General features: G+C 42.1%; 26 protein-coding genes. 10 read left to right on the top strand and 16 right to left on the bottom strand.

The features are described 5' to 3' along the window. Positions 1 to 19 precede the first annotated feature (19 nt). The 9 genes from MHI58_RS02320 to MHI58_RS02280 form a co-directional block, all read right to left on the bottom strand. Positions 20 to 793 carry an IclR family transcriptional regulator gene (locus MHI58_RS02320; RefSeq protein WP_041508280.1) on the bottom strand — a complete coding sequence of 258 codons (774 nt, stop codon included), beginning with the start codon at positions 791 to 793 and terminating at the stop codon, positions 20 to 22. Positions 794 to 807: 14 nt separating this feature from the next. Continuing rightward, a complete protein-coding gene (locus MHI58_RS02315; RefSeq protein WP_045035026.1) occupies positions 808 to 1,812 on the bottom strand; it encodes a biotin-dependent carboxyltransferase family protein in 1,005 nt (334 codons plus the stop codon). Continuing rightward, complete coding sequence (gene pxpB / locus MHI58_RS02310) at positions 1,809 to 2,555, bottom strand: 5-oxoprolinase subunit PxpB (protein ID WP_045035025.1); 747 nt, start codon at positions 2,553 to 2,555, stop codon at positions 1,809 to 1,811. Before pxpB ends, MHI58_RS02315 begins: the two co-directional genes overlap by 4 nt. 19 nt (positions 2,556 to 2,574) lie before the next feature. After that, positions 2,575 to 3,366 carry a putative hydro-lyase gene (locus MHI58_RS02305; protein ID WP_045035024.1) on the bottom strand — a complete coding sequence of 264 codons (792 nt, stop codon included), beginning with the start codon at positions 3,364 to 3,366 and terminating at the stop codon, positions 2,575 to 2,577. 4 nt (positions 3,367 to 3,370) lie between these two features. After that, on the bottom strand, positions 3,371 to 4,588 hold the full coding sequence (locus MHI58_RS02300) for an NRAMP family divalent metal transporter (protein WP_007498097.1): 1,218 nt from the start codon (positions 4,586 to 4,588) through the stop codon (positions 3,371 to 3,373). A 24-nt stretch (positions 4,589 to 4,612) separates the two neighbouring features. Continuing rightward, positions 4,613 to 5,371, bottom strand: a complete 759-nt coding sequence (pxpA, locus tag MHI58_RS02295) for a LamB/YcsF family protein (RefSeq protein WP_045035022.1) — start codon at positions 5,369 to 5,371, stop codon at positions 4,613 to 4,615. A 646-nt stretch (positions 5,372 to 6,017) separates the two neighbouring features. Continuing rightward, positions 6,018 to 6,149, bottom strand: a complete 132-nt coding sequence (locus tag MHI58_RS02290; protein WP_255816864.1) for a hypothetical protein — start codon at positions 6,147 to 6,149, stop codon at positions 6,018 to 6,020. After that, complete coding sequence (locus MHI58_RS02285) at positions 6,139 to 7,272, bottom strand: RapH N-terminal domain-containing protein (protein WP_056408080.1); 1,134 nt, start codon at positions 7,270 to 7,272, stop codon at positions 6,139 to 6,141. Before MHI58_RS02285 ends, MHI58_RS02290 begins: the two co-directional genes overlap by 11 nt. Before the next feature lie 245 nt (positions 7,273 to 7,517). Further along, positions 7,518 to 7,823, bottom strand: coding sequence for a hypothetical protein (locus tag MHI58_RS02280; protein WP_056408083.1), 306 nt, complete (start codon positions 7,821 to 7,823; stop codon positions 7,518 to 7,520). A gap of 69 nt (positions 7,824 to 7,892) precedes the next feature. Between MHI58_RS02280 and MHI58_RS02275 the strand changes: the two genes are divergently transcribed. Continuing rightward, complete coding sequence (locus tag MHI58_RS02275) at positions 7,893 to 8,387, top strand: hypothetical protein (protein WP_041508274.1); 495 nt, start codon at positions 7,893 to 7,895, stop codon at positions 8,385 to 8,387. An 86-nt stretch (positions 8,388 to 8,473) separates the two neighbouring features. Here the strand turns inward: MHI58_RS02275 and MHI58_RS02270 are convergent, their stop codons facing one another. Both MHI58_RS02270 and MHI58_RS02265 read right to left on the bottom strand, forming a co-directional pair. Beyond that, the gene (locus MHI58_RS02270) at positions 8,474 to 9,229 is read right to left on the bottom strand and encodes a Cof-type HAD-IIB family hydrolase (RefSeq protein ID WP_041508273.1); all 756 of its coding nucleotides are present in this window, start codon (positions 9,227 to 9,229) and stop codon (positions 8,474 to 8,476) included. A gap of 127 nt (positions 9,230 to 9,356) precedes the next feature. Next, on the bottom strand, positions 9,357 to 9,626 hold the full coding sequence (locus MHI58_RS02265; RefSeq protein ID WP_082472962.1) for an excalibur calcium-binding domain-containing protein: 270 nt from the start codon (positions 9,624 to 9,626) through the stop codon (positions 9,357 to 9,359). Positions 9,627 to 9,811: 185 nt separating this feature from the next. Between MHI58_RS02265 and MHI58_RS02260 the strand changes: the two genes are divergently transcribed. From MHI58_RS02260 to MHI58_RS02250, 3 genes are read left to right on the top strand one after another with little or no spacing between them, the layout of a single operon-like run. Next, complete coding sequence (locus MHI58_RS02260; protein ID WP_056408086.1) at positions 9,812 to 10,189, top strand: VOC family protein; 378 nt, start codon at positions 9,812 to 9,814, stop codon at positions 10,187 to 10,189. A gap of 23 nt (positions 10,190 to 10,212) precedes the next feature. After that, on the top strand, positions 10,213 to 10,506 hold the full coding sequence (locus tag MHI58_RS02255; protein WP_056408090.1) for a DUF5316 family protein: 294 nt from the start codon (positions 10,213 to 10,215) through the stop codon (positions 10,504 to 10,506). Positions 10,507 to 10,537: 31 nt separating this feature from the next. Then, a complete protein-coding gene (locus MHI58_RS02250) occupies positions 10,538 to 10,780 on the top strand; it encodes a DUF2651 family protein (RefSeq protein ID WP_056408094.1) in 243 nt (80 codons plus the stop codon). Between the two features lie 44 nt (positions 10,781 to 10,824). Here MHI58_RS02250 and MHI58_RS02245 read toward each other — a convergent pair whose 3' ends face one another. Then, positions 10,825 to 11,217, bottom strand: coding sequence for a RidA family protein (locus MHI58_RS02245; protein WP_056408095.1), 393 nt, complete (start codon positions 11,215 to 11,217; stop codon positions 10,825 to 10,827). Between the two features lie 343 nt (positions 11,218 to 11,560). On the opposite strand from MHI58_RS02245, the gene MHI58_RS02240 reads away from it, so the two are divergent. Genes MHI58_RS02240 through MHI58_RS02230 form a run of 3 tightly spaced genes read left to right on the top strand, consistent with a single transcriptional unit; the run spans position 11,561 to position 13,842 of the window. Beyond that, positions 11,561 to 12,025 (top strand): FMN-binding protein, encoded by a 465-nt coding sequence (locus MHI58_RS02240; protein ID WP_041508268.1) that lies wholly within the window; start codon positions 11,561 to 11,563, stop codon positions 12,023 to 12,025. Positions 12,026 to 12,040: 15 nt separating this feature from the next. Continuing rightward, the gene (locus MHI58_RS02235) at positions 12,041 to 13,018 is read left to right on the top strand and encodes an FAD:protein FMN transferase (protein ID WP_041508267.1); all 978 of its coding nucleotides are present in this window, start codon (positions 12,041 to 12,043) and stop codon (positions 13,016 to 13,018) included. Continuing rightward, positions 12,976 to 13,842, top strand: a complete 867-nt coding sequence (locus MHI58_RS02230; protein ID WP_041508266.1) for an RnfABCDGE type electron transport complex subunit D — start codon at positions 12,976 to 12,978, stop codon at positions 13,840 to 13,842. The genes MHI58_RS02235 and MHI58_RS02230 overlap by 43 nt, the downstream gene beginning before the upstream one ends. 45 nt (positions 13,843 to 13,887) lie before the next feature. Here the strand turns inward: MHI58_RS02230 and MHI58_RS02225 are convergent, their stop codons facing one another. From MHI58_RS02225 to MHI58_RS02210, 4 genes are all read right to left on the bottom strand, one after another. Continuing rightward, positions 13,888 to 15,636 (bottom strand): methyl-accepting chemotaxis protein, encoded by a 1,749-nt coding sequence (locus tag MHI58_RS02225; protein WP_041508265.1) that lies wholly within the window; start codon positions 15,634 to 15,636, stop codon positions 13,888 to 13,890. 301 nt (positions 15,637 to 15,937) lie between these two features. Then, complete coding sequence (locus MHI58_RS02220; protein ID WP_041508264.1) at positions 15,938 to 17,059, bottom strand: mannitol-1-phosphate 5-dehydrogenase; 1,122 nt, start codon at positions 17,057 to 17,059, stop codon at positions 15,938 to 15,940. A 1-nt stretch (position 17,060) separates the two neighbouring features. Further along, positions 17,061 to 17,495 (bottom strand): PTS sugar transporter subunit IIA, encoded by a 435-nt coding sequence (locus MHI58_RS02215; protein ID WP_019743148.1) that lies wholly within the window; start codon positions 17,493 to 17,495, stop codon positions 17,061 to 17,063. A 95-nt stretch (positions 17,496 to 17,590) separates the two neighbouring features. Then, a complete protein-coding gene (locus tag MHI58_RS02210; RefSeq protein WP_045035021.1) occupies positions 17,591 to 19,033 on the bottom strand; it encodes a PTS mannitol transporter subunit IICB in 1,443 nt (480 codons plus the stop codon). Positions 19,034 to 19,539: 506 nt separating this feature from the next. Here MHI58_RS02210 and MHI58_RS02205 point away from each other — a divergent pair. The 3 genes from MHI58_RS02205 (at position 19,540) to MHI58_RS02195 (ending at position 22,532) form a co-directional block, all read left to right on the top strand. Continuing rightward, positions 19,540 to 21,174, top strand: coding sequence for a copper resistance protein CopC (locus MHI58_RS02205; RefSeq protein WP_045035020.1), 1,635 nt, complete (start codon positions 19,540 to 19,542; stop codon positions 21,172 to 21,174). A gap of 16 nt (positions 21,175 to 21,190) precedes the next feature. Then, positions 21,191 to 21,805, top strand: a complete 615-nt coding sequence (locus MHI58_RS02200; RefSeq protein ID WP_045035019.1) for a YcnI family protein — start codon at positions 21,191 to 21,193, stop codon at positions 21,803 to 21,805. 130 nt (positions 21,806 to 21,935) lie between these two features. After that, positions 21,936 to 22,532, top strand: coding sequence for an NAD(P)H-dependent oxidoreductase (locus MHI58_RS02195; RefSeq protein ID WP_045035018.1), 597 nt, complete (start codon positions 21,936 to 21,938; stop codon positions 22,530 to 22,532). The last annotated feature ends 30 nt before the right edge of the window (positions 22,533 to 22,562 follow it).

Here is a 22,562-nt window from a genome sequence, read left to right as displayed (position 1 = left end):
GAGCCAATGATCTTAACGGTCATTGGCTTTTTATTTGTTCAGTTGCAAAACCTAATTCTTTTGAAATGCCGCTGGCCGCTTTTTTGACCTGCTCAATTAAATAAGGAAGCCGTTCCTTTTGATAGCCAGCCTCAAACCCTGCAATACTAATGCCTGCTGCCACTTCTCCGTGATGATTGAAAATGGGCGCTCCAATAGCCGCAGTATAGTTTTCAAGCTCTGAATAGCTTAAGGTATATCCACGCCTGTTTGATTCTTCGATCATGTTTCGCAGGACATCTTTATCGGTAATGGTTCCGATCCCGATTTTCCCGAGCTCTACCGAATCAATATAGGAAAGTCTCTCTTCCTCTGGCAAAAAGGAAAGAATACTTCTCGCACAAGCTCCCGCATATAATGGGGATCTTCTTCCGACAGCGGTATAGAGCCGGACAGGCTGCGTTCCTTCCATTTTCTCCACATAAATGGCTTCATCTCCTTCACGAATAATGAGCTGAACAGCCTCACCTACCTCATCACGCAAGTTTTCCATAAAGGGCCTTGCAATTCTACGGATATCAAGGCGGTCTGCGACAAGCTGACCGTATTCAAGGAACATCAATCCTAATCGGTAAACACCTGAAGGATGCTTTTCTAATAACCCCATATCGGCTAACGAGTTGGCCATTCGGTGTACAGATGTTTTGGGCATGTTCGAGAGCTCAATCATGTCATTTAACGTTAATTGTTCGCGAGTGATAAAAAGCCGTAATATCTCCATTGATTTCACAACGGTTTTATTTGTGTTCTGCATGTTTCTCACCTTTTCTAAAACGAAAATGCTTCGAGTTTTAATCTTGCCGTCAGGTCCTTCATCTCTGCTTCTTGTGTGAATAAGGCTTGCTCTGCTTCTTGGCGGTCAATTTGTTGAAACGTGAGATTCGCACCAGGCATCGCCTGAGCAATGAGCGGCAAATCGACTGTTGCCACCTCACCAATTCGGGGATATCCACCTGTCGTTTGACGATCTGCGAGCAGAATAATCGGCTGGCCGTCAGGAGGAATTTGAATAGAGCCAAAAGCAACCGCTTCTGAAATCAATTCAAGCTTTTGCTTTAAACGTATCGGTTCTCCTTTCAATCTGCATCCCATACGATCAGATTGGGGAGTGACCTGATAAGACCGTTCGAAAAAAGCTTGCTGCGATTCTTCCTGAAAATGAGATAGATGTCTGCCTGCCAGCACCCGAATGACTGGTGATTTTCCGAGAGGCAAAAAATGCGCATGATTGACTGTCCAGTCTGGCGCACGTTCCCCTCTGCTTTTTAACATGTGAACGAGGCGCTCCGCCAGTGGTGATGGTTCTCCCATTGGCAGGACGTCTCCTTTTTCTAGCGGACGCCCTTCTATCCCGCCTATCTTCGCTCTGACATACGTACTTTTACTTTTCATCACCGGCTCAACATCAAATCCACCGGCTACAGCGAGGTAGGAGCGGCATCCCCTCTTACAAGGGCCAAAGGTGATCGTGCTTCCTGCTCGAATGAAGAGTGGTTTCCATAGAGGCGCTTGTTCCCCGTCAATCTCAATCTCCACATCAGCACCAGTCACAGCGATCAGCTGATCCTTCTGACATGTCAACACTGGGCCGGGCCCCATTAAAGTGATTTCCAGCACCGCTTCGTTTTCTTGATTCCCGGTGAGGATGTTGGCGATTCGGAGCGAGAGCAGGTCCATGCCGCCGCTCGTTAAAACACCGTACTTCTGATAGCCTATTCTCCCTTTATCTTGAATGGTGGTGAACATTCCTGGCTTGATGACATGAATACTCAACGATCTTCCTCCTTCATGCTGAAAAATTCCTTTTCAGACAGTTGAACAAATCGAACCTCGTCCCCTGCCTTTAGTAGACTAGGTCTCTCAGCATTCGGCCGAAATAAGGACAAAGGGGTTTGTCCAATGAGCTGCCAGCCTCCGGGTGTAGATATCGGATAAACCCCTGTCTGCTTCCCCGCAATACCCACAGACCCTTTCGGAATCGACATTCTTGGTGTTTCTCTACGCGGAGCTGCAATTTTTTCAGAAAGTCCGCCTAAAAACGGGAACCCAGGAGCAAACCCAATCATATAGACAAGATACGTCCCGGATGTGTGAATGCGTACAACTTCTTCAGGCGTCAAACCATTGATACGGGCGACTTCTTCTAAGTCAGGACCGAGCTCTCCTCCATAACATACAGGAATGTCGACGATCCGGCGCTTTGCCTGATTCCCCTCCTGCCAGTTGTCTTCAAGGAGGTTTTCAATATAGTCTTTGACCCATTCATACGGAGAGATTGCACGTTGCTTAAGCTGAGCAGATTGATACACCTTGTAGGGCTCATAAAAGACGGTCACGTTTGTAAAGGCTTGAACAGCTTCCACATATCCGTCAAATGGATGCTGTTCAATACATGAAAACAGCTGCTTCACACGCTCATGAATGTCTTCACTTATGTCAGTCCCGGCTTGGATGACAATGGCTGCGTCTCCTAGCGGGTGGAACGTGATCGTATCTTTTATCGTTGAAAATGTCACTTTTATGACACCTCTCTTTCTACAGGACACCGAGCTTTTGATCTCTTACATCTGTGATAAACATATGACCGGGTGCATGGGTAATCGCAATGTCTGGCTTAGTGTGCATGACAATGGCTTGCGGCGTCACACCACATGCCCAAAACACCGGAACTTCCCCTTCTTTGATCACAGATGGTTCTCCAAAGTCTGGTTGATCTACATGTTCAATGCCAATCACAGCTGGATCACCTATATGGATAGGGCCGCCATGTACCGATGGGAATCTAGACGTCACCTGAACACTTCTTGTGACTTGATGCGCTGGGATCGGCCTCATACTGACAACCATCGGACCATGGAATACACCTGCCCTTTCACATGGAATGTTCGTTTGATACATTGGGACATTATGTCCATTTTCAATATGGCGGACAGGAATGTCATTCAGCATGAGTGCATGCTCAAACGTAAAGCTGCATCCGATGAGAAAGGCGACCATATCATCCTCCCAATAGGAAGAAATATCTGTTATCTCTTCTTGAAGAACCCCTTTTTTGTAAACACGGTATTTAGGGAAATCCGTTCGAATATCGGCATCAGGTGCTGAACGCCTTGGCACTGGATCACCTGGGTCGAGCACATCAAGCAAAGGACACGAAGCTGGATTCCTCTGACAAAATAAAAGAAAATCGAAGGCCAGCTCTTTTTTGACGATCATTAAGTTGGCTTGCGCAAATCCCTCAGCAAAGCCAGCCGTTGGTCCTGTGATCTTCTGCTTACGAATCAATTCCCTTATTTGTGACGGCTTATAGGTTTGATATGCTTTCATGTGATCAGCTCCATAGTTTTGGAATTTCATTCATGATGGTATATCCGCCCATGATTGCCATGATGACAACAACAAACGCACCTGTTGCGGTCAAAAAGAATGGATGGCGATAATCACCGACAATTTCTTTTTTATAAGCAGCAATCAGCAATGTTCCGAGTGCAAGCGGCAAGATCAATGCATTGATGGCCCCAACCAAAATCAATATGTTCACAGGTCTTCCAATCGTTATAAAACAAATGGTCGAGAGCGCAATGAATCCAACGATAATGCCTCGTTGATTTTTCTCGATTTTTGGTGAGAAGGTTTTAAAGAAGGAAACGGAGGTGTATGCTGCTCCAATGACTGAGGTAATGGCAGCAGCCCACATAATAATCCCGAACATTTTATATCCAACATTTCCAGATGCTAATTGAAAAACAGACGCAGGCGGGTTCGACGGATCAATCTGTAAGCCTTTTGAGACAACTCCTAGAACGGCTAAAAATAAAGCCACACGCATCACGGATGTGATCAAAATACCGAAAATGGAACTTTTCGTCACTTGCGGCAATGCTTCCTTCCCCTTAATGCCAGCATCCAGCAGACGATGACCACCAGCAAAAACGATATAACCTCCGACCGTTCCGCCGACAAGTGTGACAATCGATAACATGTCAATTTTCTCTGGCACGAAAGTTCTCATAACCGCTTCTCCAACTGGCGGTGCTGTAGAAATAGCCACATACAGCATCAGACCAATCATGACAAAACCAGCGATTTGCGTGAATCGGTCCATCGCTTTTCCTGCCTCTTTAATGACAAAAATGAGAATGGCAATGACTGCACTGACCCCAGCCCCTATGCGGGGATCGACGCCGAATATGACCTGAAAACCGAGACCCGCACCAGCGATATTTCCAATATTAAAGGCAAGACCCCCAATGACAATCAAACAGGCTAACACATATCCAAGACCCGGCAGAACCATATTGGCAATGTCCTGTCCTCTTTTTTCCGAGACGGCAATGATACGCCATACATTTGTTTGCGCAAAAATGTCTAGCAAAATGGAAATCAAGATGACAAACCCAAAGCTAGCTGCGAGCTGCTGTGTGAACACCGTTGTTTGTGTTAAAAATCCCGGTCCAATGGCTGACGTTGCCATTAAAAAGGCTGCGCCCATCAGCATAGAACGGTTCCCTTTTGGAGCTTTCATCTGTTTGGCTTTCTCTCTTTTCATGCTGTTTCCCCCTTTGATGACGATTTATCGAAAGGCCTTGAGTTGAATAGTGGCTTCTTTTAGCTTCGCTGTAATGGTTTTTGCAAATTGAAGCGCGTGACTGCCATCCCCGTGGATGCATACCGTATCTGCTTTGAGCTGAACATCTTCCCCTTGCACTGTCTTCACTTTTCCCTCTCTTACCATACGGATGACCTGCTGAACCGCCCTTTCATCCTCTTCAATAAGTGCATGAGGTTCACGGCGGGATGTCAGTGTCCCGTCTGGTTGATACGTGCGATCAGAAAAAACTTCATGTGCCACTTGAAGACCGATTCTTTCCCCTGCTGACGCAAGTTCACTGCCTGACAGCGCAAATAACACAAGGTTAGGATCAATATCATACACAGCCTTCGCGATTGATTCAGATAATTCAGTATTTTTAGCCGCCATGTTGTAAAGGGCGCCATGTGGTTTGACGTGCTGCATCATGCCGCCTTCTGCTTTTAGAAAAGCTGATAGTGCACCAATTTGATAGATCACAAGATCATAGGCTTCCTCTGCTGAGATAGCGATTGAACGTCTGCCAAAACCGACTAAATCTTGCAGACCTGGATGTGCACCAATTTGAACCCCTTTATCCAGTGCCATTTTAACCGTCTTTCTCATCACAGTTGGATCTCCCGCATGAAAACCGCATGCAATATTGGCTGAGGTAACATATTCAAGAATTTGTTCATCTGAACCGATGGTGTATTGACCAAAACTTTCTCCCAAATCACAGTTAATATCCACTTGATACATAGGACCCCTCCTTGTCGTTCCGAATTGCGGAATAGAAAGTCCGAATATTCGAATTTATATTGATTATACCAACTTTGGATAGACTGCACATGAAATTGTCAGAAAATATAACAATAGAACTAGGAGATTGTGTCTCTTTCATACTTTCGGTCTCATTCCAAAAAGGTTATTCTATCAACCTTTTTGAACATTAAAAAAAGAACAAACATTCGTAAATAAATGCAGACAAAAGCATTCATTTGGGGGAGTATTGGGGGAGTTTTTTAATAATTGACAGACGTAAAAGGAGCACAATGAACATAAACAATATAAGATCATTCTTTTATAAGACATCAAAATACCTGGGTGACGTCAATGCCGTTCAAAAGGGTACTATCGGAAAACGTATCATGCGACGTGCTGCGGGTAAAACAACCGGCAAGCTAATGAAAAAGATATTCAAATAAAATAGTTCACGGTAGTGATTTCATGAATGATCTTGAGAGGGAGCTATACAGGATCATATATAATATGATCAGGAAAAGACGAACAGTCCATTAGAAAAGCCGTTAGAAACCTTATGTCTAGAAATGAACTGGCGTGGGATAAGGAGAAGCAGGAATGGAGTTTCAAATAAAAAAAGAAGCCCCGAAAAGGGCTTTTTTAATTAAGCAAAATAACCGATACTTGTTGTATGTCCCCGTTGGGCTTCATTATGGATATCGTTAGATGAAACATAACTAAAAGCACCTAACACACTGACAATAATTAATACGGCTGCTACTGACTTAAATTTCATAAAGACAATCCCCTCTCTTAATTTGGAGTTGGAAATAAAGAATCTTCTCATAAAATTCGTTTGCACGCTCTTTATCTCCTGCCTTATTATAATGCTTCGCCGCATCTTTCGATAAATCTTCAAGATTCGCATAAAGAAATTTTGACTCCAAATAAGCCATTGCTTCTTTTAAACGACTAACATTGTTTTCTAAATACAATGATCTCAATAGAGTGAATGTATTTAAAAATATGTCATCTTTCAATTTTCCAGCCAATTCTATTCCCTCGTTTAAAGCGTATAACCCTAAATCATTTTGATCAGTTTTAAAATATGACTTTGTCAACATAACCATCGGATCAAGAATTTTATTTAAATGTTCGTATCCTTGTTCTTTAAATGAATGGATTGATTCGTTAAAGTATTTGATAGCCATTAGTAGTTCATCATTGTGGAAATAACTTAATCCTATATTATAAAGCGCCGATCCTTTTAATCTTTTTGTTGAGTTGTCAGAAGCTTTTTTTAGTGCGTATTCAAAATGAGGCATTGCTTTTTCGGGGCAACCCATATCAATATAATTTAATCCAATAACAAAAGAACACTGTATCTGCCTAACAGTATAAGTGTTTTTTTCTTTGTAACAATCTATTGCTTGGGCTATATGGTGCATAGACATGTGGTTTTGTTTCATGTGGTAATAGATTTCCGCTATCTTGAAATTAAACTCGGCACGTTCAATATCATCACTTACAAGAGATAGCTTTTTTTCTGCTCGTTTGTAGAAGGTAATAGCGTTGAGGTATTCATAGTTTTCAAATTCGTACATGCCGTAGAAAAAGTTAAAATAATAATCTAGCAAGCCTGTGAATTTCTCTTGATCCTTTTTTATTTTCATTGCTAACTCTCTAAAGTTGGCGCGCTCTTTCCCATTTTCCAATGGGTTCAAATAATCCAACATTAATTTATGTCGGAACTCCATGAGTGAGAAATACAATAATAAATCTTGATTTTCTTCCATATCATCGAGCAAAGATTTTATTTCTTCTTTATATGCTTCGGCGTCCGGTACGTTAAATCTTTGAATATGATAATACCATTCATTGATTTTCAAACCGACATGAGAAGATAGAACTATCTCCATAAGACCCTACCCCTTCCTTGCTATTCCCTATAATGACATATATTATCATTTTCCGAATAATTCACACCGAAAACAAACCGCAATTTATGTCTACATATGAAAATGAAAAAAAGTGGAATCATGGTTAACTTGAAGGGGAATTGTCTAAATTAAGGGAATTTTAAGGTAACTCACCTTGTTTTGAATTCCTTTTATATGTACATTTGTAATTAAATATAATGGAATTAGATGGTAAACGAGCAGCTCTATGACCACTTTTCGGGCATTTCCTCTAAAAAATTTAGCAGCTTGGGCTCATGAATTTCTGATATTGCAAATTGAATAAAATCTATATCATCAGTGTCGGGGAAATTAAATAACTGGATACTATAATTTGATGTGTTTTCACCAAGTAAACTGGCTATTTTTAAAGCAATATCGACATTTTTATAATCAACTCGGAAAATAATTTTCCCCCCGGAAGTGTGGAAGTCTTGAATTGCATTTTCAGTTTTTTCAGGGTTTACCATTAAGTCTAGAAAAGTCTTCAATTTATTCGCATGTTTAATCATCTTTGTTTATTACCTCCTAGATTTTCTATGAATTATAACTCAAAAATAATTTGTAAGGAAGTGTAAATAGTGGTTAAAAAAATGATTAGCCTTGCTTTAGTTTCTGTTCTAGCTTTAACTGTTTTTTCGAGTTCCGTTTCAGCAAGTGAGTCAGAAGTCGTTTTTGGTGGGAAATATGATTCTGTTATAAAAACATTGCCTAACACCTCAATAAGCGAACTTGCTTTACAAAAGAAAGCCGGGGAAGTTTCCACTAACACAACACAATGGGGACCGGGTGGAACGGCTTCATTAAGTGTAACTGGCGATCGTAGGCATATTTATTGGAGTGTTAAGCCAGCCGCAAAAGGTCCGTGGGTTTTTCATGGAAAATTAAAGTTAAGATATAAAAGTGGTTTTAAAAGAGATGTTCCTATTAGAGGCTTTGGCGTTTCCGGGGTTGGTTTTTCAAGTGTTGTAGATATTAATAAAAACAAAGGTGGAAAGGTTTTTCTATCAGGAAGTGCAGAAGATTCCTTTGGGGATAGATTCCCTGTATTACCTGGTTTCTTTGTAAGTTTTTAATAAGGTTTTCTATCACGTAAAAGAAGACAAAGGGCTAAAATCAAGTTCGTTTTAGCCCTTTGTCAACAATCTGTTTTTCTACTCATTTATTTAGACAGCACCCAATGTTGGATGGCTTTTGCTACCCCGTGCTCTGTATTAGGAGCCGTAATCCAATCAGCCGCTTCTTTCACAACTTCTTGTGCATTGCCCATTGCAATGCCTAATCCGGCTTCTTGAATCATCGCCATATCATTCAGACTGTCGCCAAGTGACATGACGTTGTCCATTGTGCAGCCAATGCGTTCTGCTACTTTTGCAAGAGCTGCTGCTTTGTTAATGCCTGCTGCATTGACTTCAATATTGGTTGGACTGGAATTCGTGATTTCTAGCTGTCCATTTGTTTTCAATGTATGGAGGACTTCCTCACGAACAGCATCGTCATGAATATCAAAACCAAATTTCAACCATTCGTGGTCATGAATGCGTTCTGGGAATTCTCCTCTCCACACTTTATCCACAGTAGATGCCCAGTAATCGGTTTCGTATCTGTTTTTTAGATCCCACATCATCTGAACGTGATCGGGATGCAGCAGTTCCCGTTCGATCAACTGGAAGTTTGAATCCCAAATTTCACTTCCGTTCGCTGTGACAAGATAAGAAGAGAGTTTCAACGGCTCGACCAGCTCTTTGCATGTCATCAGCGTACGTCCTGTACTAATCACCACATGGACCCCTTTGGCTTCTGCTTCTTTAATGGCTTGTTTATTTTCCTCAGGAATGACGTGCTCACTGTTTAACAGCGTGCCATCCATATCAATGGCAATCAATCGGATGTCTTTCTTATCAGCTTGTGTTGACAAATTGAGTACCCCACTTTGTATCATTTTTTGAATCTATCTTTATTTTAATATAAAGATGAAGATGGCACAAAGGGACGAGTTTGATCCCAAAGAAAAAAGACCTTGTGACAGGTCTTTTTTCTTCTTCTTAACGTTCACATGCGATGCCGTCTTTATCACGGTCAAGGTGTTTATTTTTTAAGTAAAGTGCTTTTGATACATAAGGCTTGTACTTCGTTTTTCCACCTTTGTTTTTCGTATTTTTGCTTTTTGCCACGCCGCCTTTATACACTTTGTTGAGTGCTTTGCAGTTTTTGTACTTGACTGTCTTTGCTGCATCCGCTGTGTGAGTGTCAACTTGTGTAAAGCTAAGTAAAAGACCGAAAGATATGACAGCCACCATGATTTTTTTCAACATGTAAGTTCCCCCCTATTTTTTCTCATTTTACATTTTTATCATATGTCACCACATTTTGTTTTTCAAGACGAATGAGGTAGTAATATTGGTTTTTTTGGAATTAAATGAATCTTATTGCCTATGTGGTAAAATGAGTGGGAAACCTTTCCGGTTTTGACACGTATATGAAGAGAGGAGCTTTCCACATGAAAATGAAATATACCATTCTATATGTAAACGATGTTGAAGCAAGTATTCAGTTCTACCATCATATCCTCGGTTTCCCGATTAAATTGAGAGTTGAATCCTATGTTGAGTTTGATACAGGAGAAGTGACCTTATCGATTAATTCACGCCAAGATGTGAAAGAGGCACTTGGTCTGCCTGTTCCAAAGGCAGTTAGCTCGTCACAAACGTTTGAGATTGGCTTTGTTGTGGATGATGTGAATGAAACAATTGCGTCCTTGAAGGAAAAAGGAGTACCTGTCATCAAGGAACCTGCCAAGAAGCCGTGGGGACAAACGGTCAGTTATGTGTCTGATCCTGATGGACATTTCATTGAAATATGTGATGCGGTCTCCTAATAGCTGTTCAAAGGAGTGAAAAGATGAAGAAGAAACATGCTTTTTTTGCTGGTGTTTGCTCCATGCTGGTGATTTGCAGTGCGGCGCTCATATTACAGCACCATGAATGGATTGGATTCGTCAGTGGTGGAATCTCTATTATTGCGTTCGTTGCATCTGGATTTCTTATGGGTGCATGGACCAACGGGGAAGAGGCACGAGCGGCCTATCACTCTGAAACAAAAGAACACCGGATGTTTCGTCTTGATACGGCTTTTCTTTTCATCATCTTTGCCCTTCCGCATATGGGTGCAGCACTGTTATATGTTTTTATGTAAATAGTTAATTTGGTTCAAAGGAGTAATTAACATGGCTGTTTTTGTCTTATTCGTTGTATTTGGTTTCCCTATGATCTCTGTGCTGATTGGTATTTTCGGCACATTGTTTTTAAAGAACATTTGGTTTCCTACCTTGATTGTGCTGGTTGCGAGTGTGATTCTGATGTTCACCTCTATTGGTGGAAATGAATCTTTTCTCATTTGGGTCATCGTCTACACAGTCTGTGCATTTCTCGGTGCATTCATTACAAAGCGATTCCAAGCTGTTTCATAAATACTCATCAAAAAAAAGAACAGTTTGCACTGTTCTTTTTTTGATTAAATATCGGCACACCATAGCTCTATTTCGATTTTCAGCTCTGGCCACCCTAATGCAGTCACATAGGCAACGGTCATTGATGGATATGCCGTTTTGAAGATTGCATTCCACTGTGGATATAGATGATCCCAATCAATTTCTTCTGTTGCCCAAATATTGACTTTGATGACGTGTTCTTCATTCAACCCTTCTGATGCAAGGATTCTCTTTATATTTTCAAACGTATTGGTGACTTGGTCGTTTAAGCTTGATGGGATCTGTCCATCCGCTCCTGTCCCTACTTGACCTGATGTCACAAATAACCCCGCACCCTTTGGCACCCTTGTGATATGACTGTAGTTGCCAACGGGTTTCGGCATACTTTCTGGGTTTTTTCTCGTGATTTTTTCCATGTAAATCCCTCACTCACTATGATTTTTCTGCGTGTTTTTCTTCCTGTAGACAGACTTCACCAATTTTTGTCTATCCTAAAAGAAAACAGCAGTGGAGTATCCGTAGCCACAAGGTAAGAACATCAATATTTTCTTTTTCATGGACGAAACACTCCTTTTTGATTGCGTGAGCAAGGTTTAGATTCATTTCATCCTACCTGATAAATGAACCACAGTCAAAAATAAACGATAACGTGTAATATCTTGATTCTTATTGCCTATTATCTAAAATCGTTCTTTTCTTGTTCATGGTTTGTTCAAATTTCTTCTATATAGTAGATCGTAATAGGAGGTAGGATACATCATGGCAAAAATAAATAAGAAAATGATTAGTCTTTGCACCGCAGCTATCAGCAGCTTATACATCACTGGTTATGCAACTACCCATCACGCACAAGCCGTTCAGACAGCACAATCAAATACACAAGCAGACGCTTCTTCAAATCATACATCTCTCACATCAGATACTACCGCCACTCAAACAGAAGATACCACTTCAGAAACTGAACTCACGGATGGTACTTTCTCTGGTACTGGATCAAATGAGATTGGCTCTATTAGTGTATCTGTTACCATCAAACAAGGAAATATCACTTCTGTCGAGATTACGAGTGATAACACTAGATACGGACAAAGCTCCATTTCATCATTACCCAATGAAGTGGTCATCAGACAAAGTGCTGATGTAGATACGGTGAGCGGCGCAACATTAAGTACTCAGGATTTTGAAACAGCCGTTGCTCAGGCTTTAGAGCAGGCAAAGGCATAGAGAGGAGACACCAAGATGAAATGGTTAGGACAACAAAAACTCATTACTTTTCAAAAATCCATGCTGGCTATGGGAACTGTTATCAATATTCAAGTGGTTGCCTATGAAGAAGATCGACGGGCTGTTTTAGAGGACATCAACCGTGCCTTTTCCATTTTTTACGATATCGAGCATCGTTTTAGCCGTTTCCGCTCTGATTCTGAAGTCATGAAGTTAGCCAATCTTTCAAAGCAAGAGGTATTAGTCAGTGAAATGCTTTTCGATTTAACAGCCTATGCGCTAGAGTTAGCCGAGTTAACAAATGGCAAGTATGATCCAACCATCGGAAAAATCATGGAACAAAAAGGATTCGATCGTTTATATACGACAGGACAAACTTTTTCATCACATGACGTACCACATACAGCTGTTCATTACCGTGACGTCCAGTTAAACGAGAAGAATCGGACAATTTATTTGAACAAACCGCTGATTTTGGATTTCGGTTCTATTGCAAAGGGATTTGCGTGCGATCTTGCCGCAAAAGAGCTTGAAGCATGGGAAGGCTTTATGATGAATGCTGGTGGGGATGTGTTGGTATCTGGATTTAACGAACAACAAGAAGAGTGGACAATCGGGATTCGGCATCCCATTCACAAACAGACCAACATCTCGGTCATTCAAACGACTAATTGTGCGATTTGTACATCTGGAAGCTATGAACGGATCAGTCGTTATGATCCTCATACGCACCATTTGATACACCCTCAAACGAAACAGTCTGAACAAAGTTTGTTAAGCTGTACCGTCATTGCACCACTCGGTATGCTCGCCGATAGTCTATCCACAGCTGCTTTTTTATTAGGTAGAGAAGGAGGTTATTCTTTTTTAGCCGAACATGAAATACCTGCCGTGATGGTAGATCAAACCGCTGATATGATCGTAACACCGGAGATGAAGGAGGTTCACTCATGGAATCACAACCAGCACCTATCACAAACCAAACATTTTTGAAACCATCACCCTCACTAAAAGCCTACATTCGGACACCAAAACGGTATGTCATTGCCATTCTTTTGGTTCTTTTAGCCGCCGGGAGTCTGCACGCTGGTTTTCTTAGTGGTCTCGCTACAGTTGCTACCAGCATCGGGACAGCACTAATTCTTGACTCTTTCATCTCAAGAGTGATTTGGAAAAACAATAAACACACATTCCCTGATGGAGCTCTTCTCACAGGGCTGATTATTGGCATTGTTCTAAGTCCAGCTACTTCTTTTGCTGTTTCTGTTTTCACAGCCGTAGCAGCCATTTTATCTAAGCATGTCATCACTTATCAAAAGAAACCGATTTTGAATCCAGCTGCGTTTGGTTTATGGCTCTCAGTCATTTTATTTTCTTCCAATCAAAGCTGGTGGGGCGGTATGTCTCTTCTACCTTGGTGGACCCTATTCCTTGTGGTGGTCGGCGGTTATTTGGTGACCAGCCGCGTACAAAAATTCCCGCAAGTTTTCGCCTTTCTAGCAGCATACGGCCTGATCCACCTCATATTGGGATTCATTGGCTTAACGGATGCTTCATCTGCTTTTATTACGCCCTACTTGAATGCTGTCTTGTTTCTTGCGTTCTTTATGTTGACTGATCCACCTACTTCACCAGCAAAGAATCGTGATCAAATCATCTTTGGTATCCTCTGTGCTGTCGTTTCGTGTGTGGACTTCTATTTATTTAACAGCTTATCTTACTTACTCACAGGGCTTTTATGTGCCAATGCTTGGAAAGCCTATCGAACGTACCAAACAAATCAAAAGCGACGGGCAACACGGACGAAAGTCGTCTAAATAAAAAAACGGACATCGACTTCTCGACGTCCGTTTGACCATACATTATAAACGATAACGTGCAATATCTTGATTCAATCGCATGCTTAGCTCATTGAGCCTTTCTGCTGCCTTCGCCACATTGGAGATGGCGGTGACTTGTTCGTCTGTAGATGCAGTGATTTCTTCAATCGCTGCGGCATTTTCTTGAGAAATATGGGCTGCACCATGCATCGCTTTTGTGATGAGGTCGTTTTGTTCTAGTAATGTGTTCAGCTCTTTTGCCATCGCATTTGTTTCAACGATGGTTTGTGAAATCGATGTAGAGATGGAATTGAATTCTTGTTCTGTTGCGTGAACCGCTTCATCAAGCTCGGCAAAACGATCCATTGTTTTGGACATCATGCCAGCTGTAGCCGTCGTTTCTTCTTTAATGCCTTGAATCATCTGCTGGATTTGAACAGCTGATTGCTTTGTCTGTTCAGCTAAATTCCGCACTTCACTCGCCACAACCGAGAATCCTTTGCCATGCTCTCCTGCACGAGCTGCTTCAATGCTCGCATTCAGGGCCAGTAAGTTCGTTTCATTTGAAATGCTTTCAATGGTATCTGTGATTTGAGAAATATCTTGTACTTTTGTACTTAACTGCTCAATCCCTGATCGAATGCCTTGAGATGCCTGAATGGATTGTTCATTTGATTGTTTTAATTGCTGGACAATTTGCTGACCCTGCTGGGAAGATTGGTTCGACTGGTCTGAAATTCGTTTGATCTGGTCGCTTTGTTCTTTGACGTTTTCAATGGATTGATTGAACTGAGTCATTTGTTGATTGGCTACCTCAAGGTCTGATGCTTGATGAAGGGTCCCAGTTGAGATATCTCCAATCGCTCGGCCAATTTCTTCACTGCTAGCGGATGTTTCTTCAGAGATGGCGGATAGATCTGTCGCAGATTCGACGAGCTGGCTGCTCGTTTCCTGCAAACCGCTCACAAGTGCTCTAAGCTCTCCTGACATATGATTAAAGCCTTTTGCTAGCTGTCCAATTTCATCCGAGGTTTCTTTTAAGCTGGTGCGTTCAATATTGCCCGCCGCAATTTCTTTTGAAGCAGCCGTAACTTGCTTGAGCAGTCTCACTTTTCCTCGGGCTGCCAAATAAAAGACACCCATACTTAAAAGAGCGACACCTGCTGTAATGAGAATAATATAGAGCTTCATCTGCTCTAGTTCTTTATAAAATTCATCCTGAAATACGGCGATCCCTATACTCCAATTCCACGGTGTAAACTGGTTCATATAAGCGAGTTTTTGCTTTTCTTCCCCCGTGGCATCGTCTTTATCCATATAGGTGATATAGTGTGCATCCTCGCCTTTTGCTGTGGCTCCAGCGACCATTTTTTGACGATTTGTCGTGTTATCTGGGATGACGCCGATGTCGTTAATCGGATGAACCTGTGATGAATAATCGGCTCCATATGCGACAAGGTAGCCTTTATTTTTATAGATGAAATCTGATTTTTGAAATTGATACCCTTTGCCGTTGTCATTTTTAGGCCCGCTCAAGTAAATACGGGCTTGTTCCTGCGCCTGTTCAAGCGTCAGTTCTTTGTTCTCCACACGGTCGTTCAATTGTTCAAGAGTGGCCATCGCTCCATTTACGATGTGTTTTAAATCTGCTTTCCCTGCATCAATTAAGACATTTTTCGCTAAAAAATACCCCGTTGTTCCTACAAGTCCGCCTGTTAAAATTGTAATAACGATAATGGCTGACATCAATTGAAAAAAGACACTTCTTGAAGCAAACGCTTTCTTTTTCATGTTCTAATTCCCCCTTACTACATATATCGTCATGCAGGGGAAAGTATTAAAAAAGTCATAGAAAAAATCCCTTTCACGTTAGAAAGGGATCTCAGATTGTTGACAAAGGGCTAAAATGAACTTGATTTTAGCCCTTTGTCTTCTTTTCAGCGTGATAGAAAACCTTTGCAGTCTAGGAAGGACGAGTATCGGAGCGGAGCGAATGAGAGATTCGTGAGCACCGACACACAGGACTGACACCGAATGCGGGGGTTTGTCTATACGCTGAAAATCCCTTTCACGTTAGAAAGGGATTTTTTGATTATCGCTCGGTTTCTTTGAGGATGGCTTGATAGAGATCGTCTTCAGGTTTGAGTCCACATACCTCTTGAAGCACACCTTCAATGCCTTTTTCTTTCCTTAATGCCTGCAAGCGAACCGCTTCTTCGTCTTCTGCAAAGTCGTAAGCCAAAGCAGCAGCGATCCCTTTGATTAAGTACACTGGCTGCTTGATCTTTTTCGCTGGACCGATTAAACGGTCATCTGCTCCCAGCTTTCTAAGAGGAGAGCGTGCGACACGAGTCACTTCATCGGAGATAAAAGCATTTTCAAATCGTTTGATGATTTTTTGAATGTACGCATCATGTTCTTCTTTTTGGAAGCCATACGCGTCAATTAAATAACTGCCCGTTTCATGAAGGGCACCTTCGACAACTTGACGAATGTCTGGTGTATCAACAGCTTCTTTAATGGTTTTTACGCCTTGCTGATACCCGACATAAGCCGCTAGTGCATGTCCTGTATTGACGGTGAAAAGCTTCCGTTCAATATACGGCGTCAAATCTTGGACAAAGGTCGCTCCGTCAATTTGCGGAACATCTCCAATAAAGCCCGTCTCATCAATAACCCACTCGAAAAATGGTTCAACCGACACTTTGAGAATGTCCTCATGGTGCTGAATCGGAACAATGCGGTCAACCGCAGCGTTTGGAAAGCCAACGGTTTGTGATATCGCTGCTTGCTCATCTACTGTTAAATGAGAGAACACCGCTTCTTTTAAATGAGCACTTCCCCCAATCATATTTTCACATGCCACGATGTTGATGATATGGTCTGGCTTTTTTTGTTTTAATCCTTCAGCAATCGATGAGGCAATGATCTTCAATACGGCTGGTCCAACAGCTGTTGTAATCAAATTGGCTGTGGCAACGGCCTCTGTTAATGCTGCTGGATTTTGCGAAGAATTGATCGCTGATACTGGCCCGACTACTTCTTGCTTCTGCCCTGGTGCTGCGAGTTCAACCGTGTATTCTCCTCTTTCATTCAGCTCATTGATGACCGCTTCATTCACATCGGTAAAGACAAGTTCAAAGCCTGATGTCTTTAACAAAGATCCGATAAACCCTCTGCCAATATTCCCTGCTCCAAAATGAAGTGCCTTCATGTTAGTTCACCTCGTTAAAGATGGCGATCAGTTCATCCTGATCCTTTGCATGAATGATCCGTTCTACATTTTCTTCTTCTGAACAGACAATCGCAATTTGAGACAGAATATCAAGATGCTCGTTGTTTTTCCCAGCGATCCCAAAGACGACTTTCGCCACATTTCCTTCACCATATTCAACACCATCTGGAATTTGGATAATCGAAATCCCTGAATGAAGGACAGCCGCTTTCGCATCCTCTGTTCCATGAGGGATTGCAATGCCGTTCCCCATAAATGTAGAAGAGATCTCTTCTCTTTCAAACATTTTGTCGACATAATCACTTGTGACATAGCCGTTTGCTACGAGGACTTCGCCTGCTTTTTTGATGGCTTCTTCTTTAGAACCTGCTTGTTCGTTTAGAAAAATATTGTCTTTAGAAAGTACTTGTTTCATACATGATCACACACCTTTTTTAGAATAAAAATCAGGAAAACAACCAAAACGGGGAGTTCAATTAGGAAAAATTGGACTCAACCCGTTTCGTCATGTTATTTTTTCAATTTCTCAATCAGCTCATCATATTTCGGGCTGTTTAAGAAATTATCCACTGAGATATGCACAGCGCCTGGCAGCTTTGCCTTTGCTCTGTCTGTTAAATCTTTATGAGTAAAGACCACATCCGCATCGTCTGGGATGTTGCTGATAGATGTGTTTGTCACATCGATATCAAGCTCTGCCTTTTTCACTTTGTTTTTCAGAATGGACGCACCCATTGCACTTGAACCCATCCCTGCATCGCAGGCAAAGATGATTTTATTCACGTCATCTGGATTGACGTCACTTGGAGGTGCTGCTTGCTCGTTTGCTTCAGCGTTTTCATTTTGTGCTGTAAGAGCAGCGGCCGCTGCACTTTTCTTGCCTTTCATGTCTTGCATCTTTTCTGTTGCTGCTGTCAAGTCTTCGTCAACTTCTTTAGACGCTTTCAAAATGACAGATGCAACAAGGAACGATACGATGGCTGCTACTACAACCCCTGCTAAAACGGCAAGATGACCGCCTTTTGGAGACATCAGCATAAGCGCAATAATACTTCCTGGTGACGGCACAGCTTTTAATCCTGCATTTAATAATGTGAACGTCAGGACACCACTTGCTCCCCCTGCAATGACAGCCAAAATAAGTTTTGGTTTCATTAAGATGTACGGGAAGTAAATTTCATGGATTCCTCCTAAGAACTGAATCACAATGGCACCTGGTGCAGACTGTTTCGCATTTCCTCTTCCAAAGAACATATACGCAAGAAGAACACCTAAACCTGGCCCTGGGTTTGTTTCAAGCAAGAACAGAACAGACTGCCCTGTCTTCGCTGCTTGCTCCACCCCTAACGGACCTAAAATACCTTGGTTAATCGCATTGTTTAAGAACAATACTTTTGCAGGTTCAATGAAGATACTTGCCAGCGGTAGTAAATGAGCATTGACAATGATATCTACACCTGCCGCAAGGGCTTTATTCAGACCTAGTACCACTGGGCCGATGGCATAGAATGCAATGGCAACGAGAATGGCACCGAGGATACCTGCCGTAAAGTTATTCACAAGCATTTCAAAGCCAGATTTGATTCGGTCTTTGAACAGCTGGTCAATTTTTTTTATGAGATAACCGCCAAGCGGTCCCATGATCATGGCACCTAAAAACATTGGAATGTCTGAGCCAACAATGACGCCAATCGTAGCCGTAGCACCGAGCACTCCGCCTCGATGGTCATAGACGAGTTTACCGCCTGTGTAACCAATTAAGAGCGGTAGTAAGTAGTTAATCATCGGTCCAACGAGTGTAGCTAACTGTTCATTCGGAAGATAACCACTTGGAATGAACAAAGCTGTAATGAGTCCCCATGCAATAAATGCACCAATATTCGGCATAATCATGCCGCTTAAATAGCTTCCAAAGCGCTGTACTTTCACGCGGAATCCGCTTTTTTCCTGCATCTGTGAAAACCCCTTTCTTCTCTCCCTTTATTTCGGGCTTTATAGGTCAAAAGATATAAGAACGAGAGTCAGTGAAGCCCTTATACCTATCGTAAAACGCTTTCACTTCCCCTTCAATTGAAACTAAATGTCACTTTGTCACTTAGTGTGTGACAAAATTGAAAAATAATGTGACATCTCTCGGCATACCATAGATGATAGCGGGGTAAAAGTTGAATCTACTGTTGTTTTGGCGCAAAATTCATTGGAATTTCACAACTTTCAAATGGTCACTTCTTGTTTCCTCTACTTAAATCGAATAGGCTTATATTGATCAAACATTCAAGAAACGTCTGCGCAGACAAGACATGACACAGAAAAAGTGAACCATCTTGCTATTTGTTTCGTTTACCTTTTAGAGTGGGCGGTACAATAGAAAGAGCGGTTTTTTCTGTGACTCACAGTTTACTGCCGCTTTCTTTCTTATACATGAGACATTTTCATAGGTAGAAAGGCGGTTATTCACATTGTTGAAATATCGTAAGTGGCTTCTGCTGCTTCTCTTCATGTTCTCATTTTTCATTCCAAAAGAAGCATTTGCTCATGCATATGTGGTGAGCTCAAATCCAGTAGCAAATGAAGAGCTGGATCAGCAGCCTCCTGCAGTCTCGATCACCTTTAGTGAAGGAATCGAAAGCGGATTTCATGCCATTAAGGTGTTCAATGCAAAAGGGGATCGTGTGGATCAAGGAGATACGGTCATCAAAGAGCAAAAGATCATGGAAGCAGCTTTAAAAAAGAATTTACCAAAAGGCATTTACACCATTCAGTGGAATGCAGTATCAGCCGATGGGCACTCTGTGTCTGGCATGATTCCGTTTAGTATCGGAAAAGCGGATGGAGGATTTGATCAATTAGATCAAGGACAATCAAGTGAATCCATTGATATGGCTTCAACCATTGACAAAGCCTTTCTGTATACGTCATTTAGCTTATTTCTTGGAACCATTTTATTTGGGCTTCTATGGTTTAAAGCGCCCATAACCGACGTTTTAGCTCGGCGAATGAAGCGACTCTTAACTGTTTCATTGATCATGATGGGCGGAGCACTCTTGTTCCAGCTGCCGATTCAAACTAAGTCAGCGGCAGACGTGTCCTTTTTAGGGGCATTTCAACCATCGCTTTTACAAGAAACCATTGCGTCGACTTCGGGTGGGAGTCTGTGGATGATGCTGATGGCGTCCTTTGTTCTTCTGATGATTTGGACGATTGTGGCGATGAAAAAAGGAATGTTCACTTCCTTTCGAGTATGGCTGTTCCCGCTGCTCATTTTCACTGTGCTCCTTTGGCTGAAAGCACAAATCGGTCATCCAGCCGCTACAGATAATAAAATACTGACAACGTCACTTGATTTCATTCATCTCGTTTCTGCATCTATTTGGGTCGGCGGCTTAACAGCCATTGTCCTTCTTTTGATGAAGAAACTGCCGAATGAAGATCAGCCGCTCATACGCAGCACCCTGACAGCTTTTCATCCGTGGGCACTGCTCTCAGTTGGACTGATTGTGTTTTCTGGGTTTGTGAATGCGATTTTTATTCTGCAATCATTTGATGCCCTTTTCCAATCAGCTTATGGACGCACCTTCTTAATCAAACTTGGTTTATTTATCATCATGGGTCTCCTTGGGCTCGTCCATTATTTGATGCTGAGATGGGAAAAGAAGCAGAAACGAAACGTATCTTTACGAGCAGAGTGGATCATTGGGATCGCTATTTTACTATTAACAGCCGTATTCACCAATATCCCAAGCCCTCCGCCGCCTGCACCAGAGCCATTCTTTGGAGCCAATCAGGTGGAGCATCGTGACCTTGTGTCTTTGAGCATTACCCCGAATGCTCCAGGTAAAAACACGTTCGAGGTGGCATTTACGAAGAAGGATGGACAAACGATCACAGACATTCAATCTGTGACAGCTAAGATCCACAAAGTCTCCTTGTTCGGTGATGAAACGCCAAACGAATTTCAGCTGAAACGATTAAAGAATGGACACTTCTCGGCTGAAAACCTCTTACTAAATGAAAAAGGCACTTGGAAAATTAACATTCATGCGTTAACTGGTTCTTTTGACAACATCGATACGACATTCATTAGAAGAAACTAAAAGGAGTTTATATGATATGAAAAAATACGTTAAAGCTTTATTACCAATGCTTCTCGCTTCATTTTTACTGGCGATTCCTGTAAGTGCACACGTGACAGTCAAACCTGATACATCTGCAACGAATGCTTGGGAAACCTATACGTTAAAAGTACCTTCTGAAAGCGACAGTCCGACAACAAAGGTTGTCATCACGATGCCTAAAGGCGTAGAATTCCAGCAATACGAGCCAGTGCCTGGCTGGAAAACAACAACTGAAGAGAAAAACGGAAAAGTCACAAGAGTCACTTGGGAAGCAACTGGCGATGGTGTTCTTGCTGGGCAGTTCCAGCAATTCGTGTTTGTCGCAAAAAACCCTGAAAAAGCCGGCGAAGCGGCATGGGATGCGTATCAATATTATAAGGATGGAACAGTAGTTGAATGGACTGGCGACAAGGACGCTGATAAGCCTCATTCGATCACAAATATTGTTGCGTCTAATACCGTAACGGATTCACATGGTCAAGAAAAACCAAAAGAAGAAAAGGCATCTGAAACAGCCGCTGCTTCTTCTTCACCACTTGTTCTTGGTCTGTCCATTGCAGCCTTAGTTGTGGCATTGATTGCACTTGGGCTTGCTTTTAGAAAGAAATAAACCTTACATGAGCGATCGTTTTTTCAAGCGGTCGCTTTTTATTTTCCCAACCTATCATTTCCAATATAGGATTGAATAGGATACTCGTGCATGCCATAATGAGACACATGACCACCTAGGAGGCTATGAGATGAACCATCTAATCATATTTGCTCATCCCCAGCAAAGCTTAAATCAAACCCTATTAGATCTTGTTGTAAGCACTCTTTTGAACAATGGTCATGATGTGACAGTTCGTGATGTGTATGCCATTGGCTTTCCGCCAGAGCTGACAACAGCAGAAAAGGCTGCCATGAAAAATGGGCATGTGCCGGTACCGGTTCAAAGAGAGCAGAAGCTGATTCAGCAAGCCGATGTCCTCACATTTATCTTTCCAATATGGTGGACAGGCTTGCCAGCGATGCTAAAGGGTTATGTGGAGCGCGTTTTTTCAGAGGGGTTTGCATATGAGATCAATGAAAACGGAGTGGTGAAAAATCTGCTTCGAGACAAAAAAGGGGTCATTATTAATACGCATGATGCACCGAGGACCTTTCTTGATTCAAATATGATCATCACCCCCAGCCATCACATGACGACAGATACAGCCGCCTTCGATCTGATCGGCGTTGAGCCAGTCGAACGGCTCTTGTTCAGCAGCATGGAACAAGCATCTGCAGACGACATCCACGAGATTCTCAAAGAAACAAAAGAAACGGTGGATCAACTTTTCCCACCGGCTGTTTAACATAAAAAAGACTGCCGAGACTTCTCGGAC

Origin of the sequence: Bacillus sp. FSL K6-2869 (genome assembly GCF_040869405.1) — a bacterium.
Taxonomy (GTDB): Bacteria; Bacillota; Bacilli; order Bacillales; family Bacillaceae; genus Bacillus; species Bacillus altitudinis.
The sequence above is the reverse complement of the archived record's forward strand: the minus strand, read 5'-3'. Positions and strand labels throughout refer to the sequence as shown.

Bases quoted from the DNA above. Each gene is read 5' to 3' on its own strand.
- MHI58_RS02320 (WP_041508280.1), bottom strand. From the start codon at position 793: ATGCAGAACACAAATAAAACCGTTGTGAAATCAATGGAGATATTACGG.
- MHI58_RS02305 (WP_045035024.1), bottom strand. From the start codon at position 3,366: ATGAAAGCATATCAAACCTATAAGCCGTCACAAATAAGGGAATTGATT.
- MHI58_RS02300 (WP_007498097.1), bottom strand. From the start codon at position 4,588: ATGAAAAGAGAGAAAGCCAAACAGATGAAAGCTCCAAAAGGGAACCGT.
- pxpA (WP_045035022.1), bottom strand. From the start codon at position 5,371: ATGTATCAAGTGGATATTAACTGTGATTTGGGAGAAAGTTTTGGTCAA.
- MHI58_RS02290 (WP_255816864.1), bottom strand. From the start codon at position 6,149: ATGAAATTTAAGTCAGTAGCAGCCGTATTAATTATTGTCAGTGTGTTA.
- MHI58_RS02285 (WP_056408080.1), bottom strand. From the start codon at position 7,272: ATGGAGATAGTTCTATCTTCTCATGTCGGTTTGAAAATCAATGAATGG.
- MHI58_RS02280 (WP_056408083.1), bottom strand. From the start codon at position 7,823: ATGATTAAACATGCGAATAAATTGAAGACTTTTCTAGACTTAATGGTA.
- MHI58_RS02265 (WP_082472962.1), bottom strand. From the start codon at position 9,626: ATGTTGAAAAAAATCATGGTGGCTGTCATATCTTTCGGTCTTTTACTT.
- MHI58_RS02260 (WP_056408086.1), top strand. From the start codon at position 9,812: ATGAAAATGAAATATACCATTCTATATGTAAACGATGTTGAAGCAAGT.
- MHI58_RS02255 (WP_056408090.1), top strand. From the start codon at position 10,213: ATGAAGAAGAAACATGCTTTTTTTGCTGGTGTTTGCTCCATGCTGGTG.
- MHI58_RS02250 (WP_056408094.1), top strand. From the start codon at position 10,538: ATGGCTGTTTTTGTCTTATTCGTTGTATTTGGTTTCCCTATGATCTCT.
- MHI58_RS02245 (WP_056408095.1), bottom strand. From the start codon at position 11,217: ATGGAAAAAATCACGAGAAAAAACCCAGAAAGTATGCCGAAACCCGTT.
- MHI58_RS02240 (WP_041508268.1), top strand. From the start codon at position 11,561: ATGGCAAAAATAAATAAGAAAATGATTAGTCTTTGCACCGCAGCTATC.
- MHI58_RS02235 (WP_041508267.1), top strand. From the start codon at position 12,041: ATGAAATGGTTAGGACAACAAAAACTCATTACTTTTCAAAAATCCATG.
- MHI58_RS02230 (WP_041508266.1), top strand. From the start codon at position 12,976: ATGGAATCACAACCAGCACCTATCACAAACCAAACATTTTTGAAACCA.
- MHI58_RS02225 (WP_041508265.1), bottom strand. From the start codon at position 15,636: ATGAAAAAGAAAGCGTTTGCTTCAAGAAGTGTCTTTTTTCAATTGATG.
- MHI58_RS02220 (WP_041508264.1), bottom strand. From the start codon at position 17,059: ATGAAGGCACTTCATTTTGGAGCAGGGAATATTGGCAGAGGGTTTATC.
- MHI58_RS02215 (WP_019743148.1), bottom strand. From the start codon at position 17,495: ATGAAACAAGTACTTTCTAAAGACAATATTTTTCTAAACGAACAAGCA.
- MHI58_RS02210 (WP_045035021.1), bottom strand. From the start codon at position 19,033: ATGCAGGAAAAAAGCGGATTCCGCGTGAAAGTACAGCGCTTTGGAAGC.
- MHI58_RS02200 (WP_045035019.1), top strand. From the start codon at position 21,191: ATGAAAAAATACGTTAAAGCTTTATTACCAATGCTTCTCGCTTCATTT.
- MHI58_RS02195 (WP_045035018.1), top strand. From the start codon at position 21,936: ATGAACCATCTAATCATATTTGCTCATCCCCAGCAAAGCTTAAATCAA.